We start from the raw sequence: 17204 nt of genomic DNA on the forward strand, positions 1-17204 counted from the left end.
ATTATTTTTTAAAGAAAGCATCGATGCACGCATCTCGAAAGGCTTCATTTATATCAGGATGAGAGTGACAAATTCTGTATATATCCTCTGCTGCTGCGCCATATGCCATTGCAACTGCTGCTTCGTTGATTAGCGTATCAGCGTATGCTCCTATGATATGCACACCTAGTATTGTATCTGCTCTGCTACAAGTCAGCACTTTCACGAATCCTTCAGCATCATCAGTGATTTTTGCTCTGCCGTTTGCAGCAAATTGACATTTACCAACTTTGTACTTACGGCCAGCATTTTTGAGTTCCTCTTCGGTTTTACCAATCGAAGAAACCGCAGGGTGAGTGTAAATGACAGATGGTATGATTCCATAATCAACGTGAGGTGACTGTCCTGCTATTATCTCTGCAACTGCCACTCCTTCTTCCTCTGCTTTATGAGCAAGCATTGCTCCACCAATCACATCACCAATAGCAAATATTTCTTTCACATTAGTTTCATATCTGTTGTTAACTTGAACGAAACCGCGATTATCTTTTTCTATTTTTTCATCAATACCAAGATTCTCAGTGCATGGTTTGCGTCCTGCTGCCACCAATACCTTATCCGCCTCTATAGTGTTTGTTTGATTATCTTTTACAGAGCAAACTTTCATACTCAAAGAATTACTACTTTGTTTTATCTCCTCAACTTTAGTGCTAAGTAAAAATTTTATTCCTTGTTTTTGTAGACTAGAAAGTAGAGACTTACTTAATTCTCCATCCATTGCTGCAGCGATTCTGTCAAAAAATTCTACTACAGTGACTTCAGACCCTAGCCTCCTCCATACAGAAGACATTTCAAGCCCTATTGCCCCAGCTCCGATTACGACAAGTTTTTTTGGTACTTCAGTTAAAGATAATGCACCAGTTGATGAAATAATACTTTTCTCATCGATATTAATTCCTGGCAAAGAAATAACATCAGAACCGGTTGCAATTACTATATTTTTTGTCTTCAGCACCTTACCTTCAACTGAAACTTCAAGATTACCTTGGTCAAAAGAAGTAATTTTCCCAAGCCCATTGATTTTAGTGATTTTGTGAAGGTTAAACAGATATTCTATACCTTTTCCAAGTTCCTGAACTCTGGCGTCCTTATAGCCTAGCATTTCTTTTAAATCGAAACTTGCGTCCTTAATTTTTATGCCAAGCTTCGACAGATCATTTTTCGTGTGAGCATACTGATAGGAAGAATGGAGCAATGCTTTGGAGGGTATGCACCCAACCCGCAGGCACGTACCACCAAAAATGCTATTTTTATCTATGCAGGCAACTTTCAATCCAAGTTTTGCAGCAGCGATAGCACACTTATAGCCTCCTGGGCCACCACCTATAACAATTAAATCATAATCAGTCATAAAAAACAAACCTATTTTCTAAAGAATAAACACCTTTTCCCTCAGTTGTTACATATATCTTATTGCGAGTAAACACTGGAGTGTGAAACACATTACCAGGTACTTTGACTACCTTTCCTGCACTTTCAGATCCCGGAAAAGCAAACATTGAACCTTTATTGCTTGTCACCCACAGTGTATGGGCATGCATAATTGGAGCAAACAATTGCGTATTTTCTATTAAATCAGATGCCCAGACTGTTTCTCCATTTTTTATATCCAGGCCAATTATTTTATCGTCTTTAGTAACTATAAAAATTCTTCCGCCTTCTTTTTGTTTCTTTACAGGAATGAGAGGACTGTAATATGATTCAATGTCTGATACACTTTTTACTTGCAGTGACTTTGACCATAAAATATTTCCTGATTTCACGTCAATGCTATAGATATAAGAATTATTTGTAGCTATTAAAGTATCGCCAAGCACTCTTGGTGTAGTAGTTACATCTGTGAGCTGTGTATCCAAAAGGTTTGTAGCCAATTTTTGGCTCCACAATTTTTTACCGTCTTCATTAAAAGCTATTAACTCACCATTTGAAAATGGCGCTATTATTTTATCGTTAGAAATTGCTGGCGATATGGAATACCAACCTCGAACCTCATTGATACCGTTTTGATAAGTCCAAACGGAGCTGCCATCTTTTATATCAAACACGTACAGATAATTATCAATAGTCAATACTACCAATTTATTATTTATTACTGCTGCTTTCCCTCTTACTGGAGCTCTCAATTCTTTTTCCCACTGAATCTCGCCGGTTTTTGCATCTATTGTGTGTAGAACGTTATCCACTATAAAGAAAACGTTTCCTCTGTGACGCAATAGGCTCATGTTACTAATTTTTTTCCTATGTGAGAGGTGTAATTTCCAATTCATAGCCTTTGAGTTATCAATATCAAAGGAATATAAAGCGCCGTGCTTGTCTGATAAAATAACGCTATCTTCTGTAAGCACTGGAGCTACATATCCTTGAGATAGTTTTTTATCCACTAGAATTATTCGCTCGCTTGCCATTGTGTAACTGCTACACAATAACATTATCATGACAATTATTACTTTCATTATTTATTGAAAACAAGATTCATTAATATACATCTTAAGAACCTTAATTACAACGGAAATGTTCTTGCTGCATGTTAAAAACGTTGATTTATGAACGAAATATTATATTATTATGTGAGATAATGTATACTCTTAGAGGTAGTACACCTCATCCACTATGCGGCAACGTGCATAGCTGTACGAACATTGAGATATAAAAGTAATTTATACCAAGAAGAAAGATGTCATCCAAATAGCCTCTTTTCCTGTCATCCCAGTGCTTGACACTGGGATGGCTCTGTTGCATCGCAACTGAAAAAATCTGGTGGCTACTGACAAAATTCATTATAAAATAGCCATTTAACCGCTTAAGGAAAAATATGCCACAAAAAATGAGAGTTAGTAACTGCCATGAATATAACAAATTTCTAGAAAAAAGAGGAAATATTTTTCGTTACATCGATAAAGCTATCGAAAATTGGTATGAAAATAGTCCAAAAATGCAGGGCGGCAACTATATTTATAGTGATAAAGTTGTGATTTTAGTGCATATAATCGTTAATCTTTTTAGAATTGGCTTAAGACAAACAGTCGGGTTTATAAAAGGATATTTGCAACAAATAGGAAGAGATTTGGCAGTTATCAGCTATTCGCAAGCTTCAAAAAAAACTTAATATTAAGATCAATGATTGCAGAATTGATAAAAATAATATGGAAGATATCGAAATTGCCATAGATAGCACAAGCATCAGCATTTATAACAACACACAGCAAGGAAAATAGCGCTGACAGAAAATATCGTGGTTATGAACAGACAAGAAAATTGCATGTAATGTTGAATATAAACAGCAAAAAAGCCATAGCTGCAAAATACAGTAACGGTCTGATCACTATGGAGCTTGCGATTTACTTAAAGGAGTTAATTTTCAGCATGCCATAAAAGCACTATATGCAGACAGAGCATATGACAGACATAAACTCTATAAATTGTGTGATGAATGCGGCATAAAGACAAAAATTCCTCCAAAAAAACAATGCAGCAGAGCATCCAAAGTATGGCAGAGAGAAATGCTGCAATTAGACTAATAAAGTCATACAGCGAAGATGGAATGAAGAGGTGGAAAAGGCAAACAAACTACGGAAAAAGATCTTATGTAGAAAGTTTTTTCTCGCGACTGAAACAAACATTCGGGTTTAATTTTCGGAACAAATCTGAAATTAATCGTGGGAAGGAACTGCTACTCAAGTGTTATTTGCTTAATCAATTTACTGACATTGGTATGGCTAAATTTGAAATGGCTACATGAATTTATCGTAAATTACCACCGCATAGTTGTAACATTGTACCATATTACAATGTTCGTACAGTTGTGTGCGCGACCGGGGGTTTTATACTATTCTAGAAGTAACATACGGAAAAGGGGGGATTCGAACCCCCGACATATTTTCATATGTGCACGCTTTCCAAGCGTGTGCTTTAGACCACTCAGCCACCTTTCCATGCTTATTCATAATATTGAAAATTGTACTGCTAAACAATATAAAAACCTGGTATATAGGGTTCACCACGAAAATTCACAGTATTGTTAAACTTGCTTCTGCAAGTTGGAAATGTTTTATCGCAACCTGCGAGTATTGAATATTTATCTCCAGCAAAAATTTGGTATGGAGGCGAAGTAAACAACGTAACTACTTTATTTTTATATTCTTTTACTACACCTTCAAACGCTATTGAGCCAAAGAATTTTACTACTCCGTGCTTATAATATTCATCACTCTCAGTTAAATTCGTGTCTTCAAATCTTCTTTCGTCTATTACTTTAGTGATTGTACTTATTTTACTAAATTTTTTAGTATCGGCTTTACATTTATCATCGCAAAATTGTGCTCTGCATGCAGGAGAGTATAATTCTGCTATGCTTCTCTCAAGCTTTGCTGAAAGCCCTCTAATTTCAACAATAAATCTTCCACTACTTAATGTCACTTTACCAAAAATTCCTGAATGTAGATTCATTGTTCCCTGGGTCAAGTCTTTATAATTCACAAGAAATATTTCAATATTTGCAAAGTCGTACTTTCCTGATAAAACATCTTCTTCTTTAATATCAGCACTATTTAATATCCCTTCAATTTCTAGATTATCAGTTTTCAAATCGCTGTTTAATATTATACTACTGGCTGTAAATCCACTTGAAGATTTATAGAGTATATTATCAATATTTAAATCTTCATCATAGTCAGTGAATCCCATTACTTCTCCACCTGCGAGCTTTAATTTCCAGCACGTAGCGGTGGTAAGTAATTCTCCAGCTAAATGATTTTTTAGTGTGGTTTGCATAGGGGCCTCCTGCTTAATTGATTAAATTTGAAAGTAGCTATACGGCCAGTAGAATAAGGGCAGTGTGTTCTTTTCTCATCATCTAAGTAGCCATAAAGCGTCATTCCGGTGACCATAGGGTGTCATTCCAGTGCTTGACACTGGAATGGCTTTGTTGCATCGCTAGCTATGATGGATTAAAGATAAAAAAGATGGAGAATATCAGTAGCTTATTATTCTGGTATTTATAACAAGAACGGTCAGTGAATACCTAAATTTGAGTAAAAGAAATTTCACTACCACTCACTAATCCGGCTAAAATTCAAGAATTTCAATGCTTTAGCTATTTTCAATAGAATTAAATTTATTAATGTAAATAATAAATTACTATTCTTAAATTTGATCAGATTGATTGCAAAAAAACAAGATTTTCAATAGGTTACTTATAATCCTAACTATAGTTAGCCTTTCATAAGTAGCGATGCAACAAAGCCCACTGGAATCCAGGAAATTTTGCTTGTAAGTAAGCAAACTGATTTGGTGAGCATAAAAAGTGGCTGATCTTATGCTGAATAAACGCTTTTGATGAAGTTGCATGGAAAGCTGGATCCCAGTGTCTGGGCACTGGGATGACATCCTTCTTGGTGGAGTGTCCTCAAATCACAATGTTCGTACAGTTGTGTGTCACGCACTGGGATGACAGGAGAGAGGACACCATATGTTTATTTGATCGACAAATAAACACTAACAGACAAGAATACACCACAGTTAACTGTGGTGTGTACTGGCTGGTTAGAAAGAAAACTTCACACCAGTAAGAAGGAGAATTCCTTGGTTAGAAAGTACATCAGCATCAGACTCATCTTTCAGCTTACCTGTTTCGTTAGTCATAAAATAATGGAGAGCTGCGTAAGGAACAAATTTGCTCTTACTGCATGCAGGAGACAGATCATATTGAACGCCAAGTGCACCATCATGAAGCATATCTTTGTCATTCATTCTGCTGCCAAAATACGTCAAACTTGTGTAGATATTCTCATGTTGATACCCAGCTCCTACAGTCCAATACATGGTATCTATACTATCTTTACCAAATTGAGCTTTCAGCCCTTCCACTCTTTTGCCATCAGTAGCATCTTTACTATCAATTTCCGTATAGGTATCACCAATTAATTTTTTAATACCCTTCGGTTGACCAGATTTGCCCAAGTATGCAAAAGAGGCAGCAAACTTTACGCCTTGATCTTCATTAATCTTATAATCAGCGCTTACACCAAAATTAACACCCATCAGGTCATTATACTCCACAAATTCCTTATAAAGATGCTTATCTTTACTTGGTTGCTTTGGAAAGCCATATTCACCAACTGCAGAAGTTTTAACTTTTATGTTATGTTTATCAAAGTCATATTCATATGATGCACCAGCACTTACTATGTGCTCATAGTCTGGGCCGACATGCTTTATCGTTTCCTTATGTTCTATCTTACCGCCTTTATCTTCTGAAACTGTTTCTTTTACAGTAAACAAACCACTATCATAACGAGGTGAGTAGCTGATACCAAATCTTGCGCCCATATAATTTGGTGAGTAGTAAGCAACTCTAAATGGCAGTGTAGTCATAACGCCTTTGTTATATTTCCCTGCCATGCGGAAAGAGAATTTTTCACTTTCACTCGAAAAACTTTCAGTGTAAAGACGTGGTGTTACATAAAATGGAAAGCTAGCAGCGCTTCCTTCTAAGTTCACTTTTCTGAACCAGTCACTATCTGCAGCTCCGTCAACAGTCGCAATTCTTGTTGCATCAAGCCTCATCAGAGCCTCAGGACCAAATTGGTAACCAAGCTTCACGTCACCATATTTTGAGTTAACAAACACATGCGCACTTCTGCCTTTTGCAGCATAAACACCCTGTGAAGCTCCCTTACCTTCGGTCACTGGAACATGAAACTGCACGTCAGCACCATAAAGAAGACCTAAATCTTCATTCTTATTTTCTGCTCTGAGGTGCAATATCGCGTCAGCAATCATACCCATATCGTTGCTGTAATCACCAATATTTCCTATTCCTTCATAGAATATTGGATTTGCTCCTCTTGTTATATCTGGAGTGGCATTATAATACTCTGTAGATCTGTTTGGCATAACGTTATAACGTTTATAATCTGCGCCACTTGGTCCAGCTTTGCCATAACCTTGAGCATCAACAACACCACCAAAAGTTATTCTTAAATTACTTTGCCCTTGATTGGTATCGATAATATCAACTCCACCAACTGAAACAACAGGACTTGCCTTACCTTTTTCCTCTGTATTTTTGTTAACAACTTTTATATCCTTCTTTACATCTTTAGCTTCAACTTTAGCATTCTTAGTTTTAGAACGCTTAGTTTTTGAAACTTTACCTTTTTCTATATTAGAATTCTTAGCGTTTAGAGCTTTCGCTTTTGAATCCTCTATAAGCTTTGCTTTTTTCTCATTTGCTAGCCTGATCTCCTCTTTTTTCTTCTGCTCGGCTGCTAATCTTAGCTCCTCTTTTTTCTTAAGCTCTTCAGCTTTTTTTCTTGGATCAGCATTACATATTCTGTCCATCTTTTCTTTCAGTTTTTTATTTGATGTTTTCATAACTTCCACTTTTCCAGAAGTTTTTGTGCTCTCTTGCTTTTTTATTTCCTTCATACTCTCATCAGGAAAGTCAGCTGCAAAACTGCTGAAAGAACATAAAGTTAATAAAGAAACTAGAGCAGTTCTAGTATACATAGACTTTTTCATGAAGTGCCCCCAAAAAATTTCGAAATCATATCTTAAATGTAAATAGTATAAAAATGTTGAAAATTCAACTTAAAGCAACCTTATAACGAAAATAAAAGTAAAATGCAATACCTTAAAAGCAACTTTCTTAATATGCTCAACGTGTATATTAACCAAAATTTAGTACAGAGGTTCGCTTGTTAGTGCATTATAACTCGACTATTTATTCTATGGAAGTAAAATTTTTCCACCACAAGTTATTTGCCATTCTTCTTTAAATTTCTTTAGGTATTCTTTTTTTTCGCACTCTAAAAGTAGCTCTTCCACACTTTTGTTGTAGCTTTCAGTAGTAATCCTTCCCTGATGATGCATGAACCTTAAGTAAATCAAATAAGTGTTAATTACATCTGTTTCACAATAATCTCGAATCTCTTGTATCTTGCCGCTATCGTATAAGTCCATAACTTGTGACCCATCAACTCCAATCTTACCAGGAAGATTAAATGCTGCACAAACTTCGTTCATTTTTACTCTCGCAGAAGCTCCAAAATCAGAGAGGGATTCAAGCAAATCACAATGCCAATCACTGCTATATCTCTGATTGTAACTATTCCACTTATCGCCAGCTTTATGAAAATATTCTGCTTGAATGCCATGGATCATAGCACGATACTTCAGCACTGGTATATCAAAAGTGCGTCCGTTGAACGAAACTAATCTTGGCTTTTTCTCTGATATGTAGTTAAAAAATCCTTTCACTAGCTCCTTTTCACTGGAATTTAGTGTGCCTCCAGATCTTATTTCTTGCAGTGTGAACACCTCATAACCACTCTGGTAGCTTATATTGCAAAGTAAAAAACTAATAACTACAACAAGGTGAAAAGGCTGACGCAGAAAAGAGTTTTGCCCGTTTGTTATTTCAAGATGATATTTTGTTAATGCATCCCTCTTCTCTTCTACACTACTATCATCACTAATATTGAGTAAATTTTTGCAGGAATTTACATCTGGTATAGTTTCAATATCAAATACCAATAAAGAATTAAGCATTGCCTATATACTCCTCCGGACGGTCGATCCAAGGTCGCACTTTCACAAATAAAAAGAGGTGTACCTTGCACTCAAATAATTTTTCTAGTTCAGCACGCGCTTCGATATTAATTTTTTTAATATTACTGCCATCTTTTCCTAGTACTATTTTTTTATGACTATCTTTCAACACAAATATGATCTGTTTGATGACTAAACTCTTATCTTTTTTTTCCTCAAATTGTTCAGTTATAACAGCTGTAGAGTATGGCAATTCTTCACGCAAGTTCAAGAATAATTTTTCTCTCGTAATTTCTGCTGATAAAAAATTTGTCGAGGAATCGGTTATTTGATCTTCTTCATAAAACCAGGGGCTCACCGATGCAACTTCAGACAAGTAATTCATCAAATCAGAAAGTCCATCATTCTTTAATGCTGATATCATAAAAACCTTTTCAAATTTATAAAGCAAATTCAGATGCTCATGCGCCATCTTTAATTCAGGCCTTTTTACCAAATCAGTTTTATTGATAACCAAAATGCATCTGCCTTTTGTGCGCTGCAGCCGCATAAATATAGTCTTAATTCTTTCTATATTTTTCAAATAATTGCTTACATCAACAAGCAACAAAGTGATGTCACTATCCTTAACTGCCGACCATGCAGATTTGACTAAAGCTTTTTCAAGTTTTGTTTCTGCTGAGAAAATTCCTGGGGAGTCAGTAAAGACAATTTGTGTGTTGTTGCATGTTGCAACACCCCTTATTTGCGTCCTTGTTGTTTGCACTTTAGGGGTGACAATTGCAATTTTCTTGCCTATGATGCTGTTAATTAATGTAGACTTCCCAGCATTTGGTAAGCCAGCTATGGTTACAAATAAGCATTTTTGTTCTTTCACAAAGAAAATTATAAAGAAAACTGAATGCCCGCGTCAAGCTACTTATATGACAAGAAGGATGACAGAACCCTTTTTGGTTAGCATGCAAAAAGGAAAAAAACTTATTCTACAAATTAAAAATACAATATACTCAAAAACTTTTCAGAAAATCCATAGGAGGGTTTGCTAATGAAGGTTCTTGAGTTGACGCCATTGCCTGAACGACTGCTTGATTTAAGGGTAACGTTTTAACCATAAGGTCACTAACTCCTTAATATGTGTGTTCATAATTTGATTTTCCACGAAAGACATAATAGCAATAACCAGTGTAAGTTAAAATGATTGGTAAAAGCGGTATTATAACAATGAGCATTAAAGATAAACTTGGCCCAGAAGCGGCTGCATCCAGAATGGTATATTGAAAAGGTATAATCCATGGGTAGATACTAATTCCTAAACCTAAATATCCCATAAAAAAAATAGCAATACTGAGAAAGAATGGACGGTACTCCCGTTTAGTATTCTGAAGATCAAACCACAGCATGAAAAATAGCCAAGATGTGAGTAATGGAATAGAAAATAAATAATAAAAATTTGGCATGCTAAACCAAAAGTTTTTAATACGTTCATTTAAAAATGGTGTCACTACACTCACTAGTCCCATGAAAATACCTACAAAACCAAGCGTATAAGAAGCAACCTTGCGTGCCCATTCTTGTGTTATATTTTCTGTCTTCATTATTAGCCATGTAGAACCTAAAAGTGCATATCCAAATATCACAGCAATGCCTGTCATTACACTAAAAGCACTTGCCCAATCAAATTGGCCACCAGAAAAGTTGCGTCCGTTTACTTCTACACCATGTATAAATGCACCTAAAATCATGCCTTGGCAAAATGCAGCACCAAGTGACCCAAAATGAAAGGCATAATCCCATAATCGCCTGTATTTTCCTTCTGCCTTAAAACGAAACTCAAAGGATACTCCGCGCACTATAAGGCCAAGCAGCATAATAATGATTGGAATATAAAAAGCAGGCATTAATATTGAATATGCAAGAGGAAAAGCAGCAAACAACCCTCCACCAGCCAATACCAACCATGTTTCGTTTCCATCCCAAAATGGTGCAATTGAGCTTATCATGTGATCACGGCATTTATCTGACGGTGCAAAAGGAAGTAAAATACCAATACCTAAATCAAACCCATCCATTAAAATATACAGTAAAACAGCTATGGCAATTAGTAATCCCCAGATTAGGGGTAAATTAATTAAGGAAGAAAAATCAAACATGATTGTTGTCCTTTCCAGATGTACCAGCATCAATCACTGAAGCTCCAATACCGTGTTTATAAAATTGCTCTTCTTCTTTAATGACAGGAATTCCTTTGTATATAAGTTTCAGAATATAGTAACTACCTGCTCCAAATATAAGGGTATACATAACGATAAATGCAATCAAAGACCATGCAACCTGAGGACCGGTAATCGCAGATGAAAATGATTCAATTGTGCGCATAATTCCATATACAGTGTAAGGTTGACGGCCAATTTCAGTAGTAAACCAACCTGCAAGTAACGCTATGAACCCAGACGGCATCATTGATATCCACCATCCATGTAAGAAACAACTTTGGAATAATTTGCCACGAAGATACTGTATAACACTTACTGACCCAATTATGATCATTAAAATTCCAACTCCAACCATTATACGGAAGGACCAGAATACCCATACTACAGGTGGTCTATCTTCTTTTTTCCATTCCTTTAATCCTTTTACTTCTCCTAAAAAATCATGTGTTAAGATCAAGCTGGCAAGATTAGGAATTTTTATCTCGTAGTGATTAATTTCATTTTGCTGATCCGGATAAGCAAATAAAAGTAAGCCAGCCCCTTTTTCGGTTTCCCATATACCTTCCATTGCAGCAATCTTAGCAGGTTGATGCTTTAGTGTATTTAATCCATGCCTATCTCCCATGAACAGCTGAAATGGTGCAGCTAAAGCTACCATAATGGTTGCCATACCAAGCATAATTCTTGCTTGAGGAGCATGTCGTTTTCTCCAAAGATAAAATGCTCCTACACCACCAACCACAAAAGCTGTTGTAAGATAGGCTGCTGTTACCATATGAATAAAGCGATAAGGGAAAGAAGGATTAAAAATAATCTCTAACCAATTGGTTGGATATAGGAGACCATTCTCACCAATCGTGAATCCAGCGGGTGTTTGCATCCAACTGTTGGCCGCAATAATCCAAAAAGCTGAAATAAGCGTTCCCACTGCAACAATACAAGTAGAAGCAAAGTGCATACGAGAACTTACTCTATTCCATCCAAATAGCATAATACTCAAAAAAGATGCCTCCAGAAAAAAGGCTGTTAAAACCTCAAAGGAAAATAGAGGGCCGAGAACATTGGCTATGCGGTCAGAAAAAATCGACCAATTGGTACCAAGTTGATATGACATTACAACTCCAGATACCACTCCCATGCCAAAAGCAACGGCAAAAATCTTGATCCAGAATTTATAAACATCACGGAAACGTGTATCACCAGTCTTAAGCCAACACCATTCCAAAAAGGCTAGAAAACTTGCAAGCCCGATCGTGAAAGCAGGAAATATAATGTGAAAGCCTATTGTGAAGGCAAACTGAATTCGAGCTAATAATAAAGGATCAAATTTAAACATTTTACCTAATACCCATGTATTACAAATAATAGCCAAATCTGCCTATAATTCAATCCATTTTTTCACAAAATTGACCTTACCCAGAAAAAGTAGAGAGAAAGTTAAGACGTTTTTGTCATGAGAATAAATTGTGCAGGAATACAACTGTTCTCCCTTGTCATACCGTCACGGTATCTCTAGATCCCGCTAACACGTAGCGGAATGACGATTGTCAGGCCAGCGCCCCTATGATGTCATCCCAGTGTCAGCTACTCGGATGACATCATCCTTTTTTTGGGATTCCAGCGTCACGCGCTGGAATGACACCTTCCGTATAAACATTAAGAAATTTACCAAGCGGAGAAAAAGGCAAAAGAAGCCCCGTGGTTGGCTAATTACTTACATTATACTTTCAAGTATGGCGTTTTTTTATTCTAAACGTTTAATAACCGCGATTCAGCTACTTTTAAACCGCAACTAATCTAAATTATAAACGTTAAGAAATTTACTAAACAGAAAAAAAAGGCAAAAGAAACCCTAGGGTAGCTAGTTATTCACTATCCATTTTTTAAGTTGGCGTTTTTTTATGTTTTAAACGCTTTATAAGCGCGTTTCAGCTTATGTGGGTAGAAATTTTATAAGACATAAGGTGCACATAGTGCAAAAAATTAAACATGAGACGCCAGATACGTGAGTTTTTTTGTCATTTAATCTGTACAGAGAAGATAAATAAATAGCTTCAGTTTCATGATAAGGGGGTTGGCGAAGGGTGTCAAGTAACTTTTGCATTTAATCCATTTCTATGGCTTATATAATAATCGTTATTGTAGTATAATTTAGAATAATGCAATAGATACCTAAATGTTTTAGCTATTAATTATATGTTGCACAAAAGCATATATTGCCCTACCATCCAAGTAGGTTAGAAATAAAGAGGTTTTTATGAGTTTTACTTTACCTGAATTACCATACGATAAAACAGCTTTGGAGCCTTATATATCTGCAAAAACCTTAGATTTTCATTATGATAAGCACCATAAAGGATATTTAAATAAACTCAATGAGCTAGTTGAAAATACGGATTATCAACATGTAAAAATTGAGGAATTAATAACAAAAGTGCATGGTAATAGCGGCAACTTGCCTATATTTAATAATGCAGCACAAGTTTGGAACCATACTTTTTATTGGAATTCAATGAAAAAAAATGGTGGTGGTAAGCCTAAAGATGGTAGTCTTCTAGCAAAAAAAATTCAAGACGATATCGGTGGCTTTGATAAATTTTATGAAGAATTTTCGAGTCATGGAGTAAGCCAGTTTGGCAGTGGATGGGTATGGTTAGTGCTCGAAAAAGGTAGGTTAGGAAAGCTCAAAATCACCAAGACTCCAAATGCAGATTTGCCAATAATTTATGGCCAAGTGCCACTACTCACTATGGATGTGTGGGAGCACGCCTATTATTTAGATTGTCAAAACCGTAGAATTGACTACATAAAAGTTTTCCTTGATCATTTGATTAATTGGGATTTTGCAGAAGAGAACTTAGAAGAATATATGAGATGAATATACCCCGGGTAACAAAATTAGATAATGGTCTGCGCATAATAACTGAGCAGGTGCGTGGTATTGATTCCGTAGCTTTAAGCATACGAGTTGGTGTTGGCAGTAGAGCAGAAAGTGCAAAGCAAAATGGAATATCCCATTTTTTAGAACACATGGCTTTCAAAGGGACGAAGACAAGAACTGCCTTTGAAATTGCAAAAGCTTTTGATGACATAGGTGGAGTTTTCAACGCTAGCACCGGTAGGGAAAGCAACACCTATTATGCAAAAGTCCTCAAGAAAGACATAAAAACTGGTATTGATATATTAATAGATATATTGATGAATTCCACGTTTCCAGAAGATGAATTGGAACGTGAGAAGGGTGTTGTAATACAAGAGATTTTTCAAACTAATGATTCACCAAGTGACATTATTTTCGACAAATATTTTGAGGCAGCTTATAAAGACCAACTATTTGGTAGGTCAATCTTAGGCACGCAAAATACTGTAAAATCTTTTACTCGAGGAGATCTAGATAATTACATAAATGAGCATTACTTTGGTGAGAATATGCTATTTGCCGTTGCAGGAAATGTTGAACATGAAGAAGTTGTTGCATTAACCAAAGATTTTCTCTCAAAGATTCATTCTAAAAAGCTGAAAAAAAGCCAAAATGCGAGCTGTACTGGTGGTGAGTATTTAGAACATCGTAAATTAGATCAGGTACACTTGCTAATTGGTCTACCTAGTGTTTCTCGCCATGACGATAAATATCACACGTTTCAAGTGCTTGATTCTATATTAGGGAGCGGAATGTCATCACGTTTATTTCAGGAAGTAAGGGAAAAGCAGGGATTAGCTTACTCTGTTTATTCATTTAATTCCAGCTATACTAATACAGGAATGTTTTCCATTTTTGCTGGTACAGACAGTAGTAACTTAGATAAGCTTTTAAAATCTATAACGACAGAGTTGAAGAAGTTGTCTACAGATGATCTGAAGGAAGAAGAAGTAAATAGAGTGAAAGAGCGAGTAAAATCCCAAATTTTAATGTCACGCGAAAGTGTTAGCTCACGTGCTGAAACATTGGGACACTACTACGGTAACTATAATAGGTACATCAGTAAAAATGAATTAATAGAAAAAATTAGTGCAGTTACCACTGCTAACGTAAAAAAAGCAGCAGAAGAATTGTTATCTCAGCATGAAAAAACCACTCTAGCTGCAATTGGAGAAATTGAATCATTGCCAAGTTACGATAAAGTGGTTTCTATGCTTAAAGCTTAGTGTACTTTAATTATGTTGCTTAAGCTCACTAAAAAGTTCAATGAACGGTTGCAAAATCCTTTCTATAAAAAGTTTGCTTTCTGGTTCATCGCGTATATTACTTATCAGTTTATTCAAAGTTTTCTCGCTGTTTCGTAAAAATAAATAGCTTTCTACTGCTTGCACACCAGACAAGACAGTCAAAATTCCTCCTATCACTAGACAAGCAGCTATAGCAGGTACGGTACCCACTGCAATTGCAGTTGCGATTAATGATAACCCAGCTAAGAATGTAACGGCTGAAACGCAAAACGCTATTTGATGTTTTTCTTTATTGTTAACCATAAATACCTCACAAAAACTATATTTTTAACATAACAGTGTTGTCATGTATTGTCAAGTTTTTAAAGAAGATTAAAAAATGCAACGCACATGTGCAAAAAACGCTAACTATGGATTAGCCAAGGAAGAAAGAGTAGGAAGAGGAAGGCTTTTTCTGTTTTAGGGAATATAAAATAAGCGTAGAAAAATATGAACTAGGTGTATAATTCACAGTGTAGTGGTGTCTCACTAATCCAATTATTTTTCTCCCGATCTAGCCTATCATCTAATATAGCCTGCCTTATTGATGCCATTAACTTATTCATAAAGAAAATATTATGAATGGTAACGAGCGTGTAAGCCAGGAGCTCTTTAGCTTTCAGTAAATGGTGTATATAAGCTCTTGAATGTTTTCTGCAGGTAAAGCATAAACAGTCACTTTCAATTGGGTTGTTGTCCAGCTCAAATCGTTGATTCCGCAAATTAATATGCTCTTTGCACTTTGAAGAAATAGAATTTCTGTTTTTTACTTTAACAAGTGCGCCACCATGCCTTGCTAAGCGGGTTGGATGCACGCAATCAAACGTGTCAATTCCAAGCTCTACTCCGCGAAAGATGTCCACAATTCCACCAATACCAAGCAAATGAGTAGGCCTGTCTTTTTTCAGGTGGTCCATAGTGAAAGAAACTACATCATGCATCTGCTCTTTACTTTGACCAAGTGATCCACCTATTGCTTGACCAAAAAATGGCAAATCGTTGATAAAATCACAACTTTCTCTACGTAAATCTTGATACACTCCGCCTTGACTAATTCCATACAGTGCCTGCTTGCCATTATTGTTTTTTTCAAATTCATTTAAAGAACGTTCAGCCCATCTGTGGCTCATGAGCATTGATTTTGCTGTGTATTCTTTGCTTACGTGAAATGGAGTGCATTCATCTAAAACTAGGATTAAATCTGCACCTAATTTCTGTTGAATTTGTACAGATTTTTCAGGAGTTAAGCAATAAATTTTACCATTAATGTAAGAACGAAAAATTGCCCCATCCTCATTAATTTTGATCAAAGTTTTTTGTTTTTTTCTTATTCCTTTTATCTCTTCCGAAACTGATCCGTGGCCTAAGCTAAATATCTGATATCCACCTGAGTCAGTTAGCATTGGCCCATTCCATCCTATCATCTTGCGCAAACCACCAAGTTTTGCAACAGTATTCTCTCCTGGTTGAAGCATTAGGTGATAGGTGTTGGAAAGTATGATTTGGGTACCAGCTTCACTTATTCTTTCAATATCTGCAGCTTTAATTGCAGCTTTTGTTGCGCAGAATATAAAAGCGGGGGTTTCTACGCTTCCATTTGGAGTTTTAATTGTTCCAACTCTTGCAGAACCTGATTGCTTGATTCTCTTGAATGAAAATTCTTCTTTCATCTATTTGCCTGAAAGTTCTGTTATGATGTTTTCTACTTTCTCAGGAGTAAGATTTTCATAGAAGTCATTATTGATCTGCACAACGGGAGCATTAACGCATGCACCTAGGCATTCAACTTCTTTTAAAGTGAACAAATTATCTTTAGTAGTCTCACCGATATTGATTCCAAGTTTTTTTTTTAAGGTATTTAAAACTTCTTCACTATTGCACAACCAGCAAGGAGTTGTTCTACAAATTTGTATTAGATATTTGCCTACTGGTTTTAAATTATACATGGTGTAAAAATTTGCCACTTCATATACACGAATATGTGGAATATGCAGCATATCAGCAACATAACGCATAGCAGATTCAGAAACCCATCCGCATTGCTCTTGAACCAGATATAGTAAAGGCATAACAGCACTACCTTCTCTACCTTTGGGATACATCTCTATAAACTTTCCCGCTTTCTTGAGGTTTTCTGATGTAAAACTAAACTGCTCTTCTTTTTCTATCATTCATGAGACTCGTGTAAACTTTAAC

At 36.0% G+C, this 17204-nt stretch carries 17 protein-coding genes and 1 tRNA gene; 5 read left to right on the top strand and 13 right to left on the bottom strand.

The annotated features are described in order from the left end of the window. Position 1: 1 nt before the first annotated feature. From lpdA to ABWU48_RS01495, 3 genes are all read right to left on the bottom strand, one after another. Complete coding sequence (lpdA, locus tag ABWU48_RS01485; protein ID WP_353288434.1) at positions 2-1390, bottom strand: dihydrolipoyl dehydrogenase; 1389 nt, start codon at positions 1388-1390, stop codon at positions 2-4. Continuing rightward, entirely contained in the window at positions 1383-2492 is a 1110-nt protein-coding gene (locus tag ABWU48_RS01490) for a PQQ-binding-like beta-propeller repeat protein (protein ID WP_264705999.1), read from the bottom strand. Before ABWU48_RS01490 ends, lpdA begins: the two co-directional genes overlap by 8 nt. A 148-nt stretch (positions 2493-2640) precedes the next feature. Beyond that, entirely contained in the window at positions 2641-2817 is a 177-nt protein-coding gene (locus ABWU48_RS01495; protein ID WP_265014317.1) for a hypothetical protein, read from the bottom strand. A gap of 34 nt (positions 2818-2851) precedes the next feature. Between ABWU48_RS01495 and ABWU48_RS01500 the strand changes: the two genes are divergently transcribed. From ABWU48_RS01500 to ABWU48_RS01510, 3 genes are all read left to right on the top strand, one after another. Beyond that, the gene (locus tag ABWU48_RS01500; protein WP_080717625.1) at positions 2852-3145 is read left to right on the top strand and encodes a transposase; all 294 of its coding nucleotides are present in this window, start codon (positions 2852-2854) and stop codon (positions 3143-3145) included. 262 nt (positions 3146-3407) lie between these two features. Next, a complete protein-coding gene (locus ABWU48_RS01505; RefSeq protein WP_285520262.1) occupies positions 3408-3557 on the top strand; it encodes a hypothetical protein in 150 nt (49 codons plus the stop codon). Beyond that, a complete protein-coding gene (locus ABWU48_RS01510) occupies positions 3527-3778 on the top strand; it encodes a hypothetical protein (protein WP_022626339.1) in 252 nt (83 codons plus the stop codon). The genes ABWU48_RS01505 and ABWU48_RS01510 overlap by 31 nt, the downstream gene beginning before the upstream one ends. 106 nt (positions 3779-3884) lie before the next feature. Here ABWU48_RS01510 and ABWU48_RS01515 read toward each other — a convergent pair. The 7 genes from ABWU48_RS01515 to ABWU48_RS01545 form a co-directional block, all read right to left on the bottom strand. Further along, positions 3885-3971 (bottom strand) — tRNA-Ser (locus ABWU48_RS01515). A gap of 31 nt (positions 3972-4002) precedes the next feature. Next, a complete protein-coding gene (locus ABWU48_RS01520) occupies positions 4003-4809 on the bottom strand; it encodes a DUF2163 domain-containing protein (RefSeq protein WP_010962809.1) in 807 nt (268 codons plus the stop codon). Between the two features lie 771 nt (positions 4810-5580). After that, complete coding sequence (locus ABWU48_RS01525; protein WP_353288435.1) at positions 5581-7560, bottom strand: porin; 1980 nt, start codon at positions 7558-7560, stop codon at positions 5581-5583. Positions 7561-7767: 207 nt separating this feature from the next. After that, positions 7768-8589 (bottom strand): 3'-5' exonuclease, encoded by an 822-nt coding sequence (locus tag ABWU48_RS01530; RefSeq protein ID WP_353288436.1) that lies wholly within the window; start codon positions 8587-8589, stop codon positions 7768-7770. After that, positions 8582-9466, bottom strand: coding sequence for a GTPase Era (gene era / locus ABWU48_RS01535; protein WP_010082484.1), 885 nt, complete (start codon positions 9464-9466; stop codon positions 8582-8584). The genes ABWU48_RS01530 and era overlap by 8 nt, the downstream gene beginning before the upstream one ends. Before the next feature lie 250 nt (positions 9467-9716). Then, a complete protein-coding gene (cydB, locus tag ABWU48_RS01540; protein WP_353288509.1) occupies positions 9717-10739 on the bottom strand; it encodes a cytochrome d ubiquinol oxidase subunit II in 1023 nt (340 codons plus the stop codon). Then, a complete protein-coding gene (locus ABWU48_RS01545; RefSeq protein ID WP_006280502.1) occupies positions 10732-12138 on the bottom strand; it encodes a cytochrome ubiquinol oxidase subunit I in 1407 nt (468 codons plus the stop codon). The genes cydB and ABWU48_RS01545 overlap by 8 nt, the downstream gene beginning before the upstream one ends. Before the next feature lie 921 nt (positions 12139-13059). On the opposite strand from ABWU48_RS01545, the gene ABWU48_RS01550 reads away from it, so the two are divergent. Both ABWU48_RS01550 and ABWU48_RS01555 read left to right on the top strand, forming a co-directional pair. Then, positions 13060-13680: a superoxide dismutase gene (locus ABWU48_RS01550; protein ID WP_010082437.1), complete on the top strand. Its 621-nt coding sequence runs from the start codon at positions 13060-13062 to the stop codon at positions 13678-13680. Continuing rightward, positions 13677-14948: a M16 family metallopeptidase gene (locus tag ABWU48_RS01555; RefSeq protein ID WP_353288437.1), complete on the top strand. Its 1272-nt coding sequence runs from the start codon at positions 13677-13679 to the stop codon at positions 14946-14948. Before ABWU48_RS01550 ends, ABWU48_RS01555 begins: the two co-directional genes overlap by 4 nt. A 6-nt stretch (positions 14949-14954) precedes the next feature. On the opposite strand, the gene ABWU48_RS01560 is transcribed toward ABWU48_RS01555, so the two are convergent. From ABWU48_RS01560 to nuoE, 3 genes are all read right to left on the bottom strand, one after another. Further along, positions 14955-15272 carry a hypothetical protein gene (locus ABWU48_RS01560; protein WP_010082444.1) on the bottom strand — a complete coding sequence of 106 codons (318 nt, stop codon included), beginning with the start codon at positions 15270-15272 and terminating at the stop codon, positions 14955-14957. Between the two features lie 191 nt (positions 15273-15463). Next, a complete protein-coding gene (gene tgt / locus ABWU48_RS01565; protein WP_010082445.1) occupies positions 15464-16678 on the bottom strand; it encodes a tRNA guanosine(34) transglycosylase Tgt in 1215 nt (404 codons plus the stop codon). Continuing rightward, positions 16679-17179, bottom strand: coding sequence for an NADH-quinone oxidoreductase subunit NuoE (gene nuoE, locus ABWU48_RS01570; RefSeq protein ID WP_264329512.1), 501 nt, complete (start codon positions 17177-17179; stop codon positions 16679-16681). Positions 17180-17204 lie beyond the last annotated feature (25 nt).

This window comes from Wolbachia endosymbiont (group A) of Tromatobia lineatoria (assembly GCF_964028565.1).
Classification (GTDB): domain Bacteria; phylum Pseudomonadota; class Alphaproteobacteria; order Rickettsiales; family Anaplasmataceae; genus Wolbachia; species Wolbachia pipientis.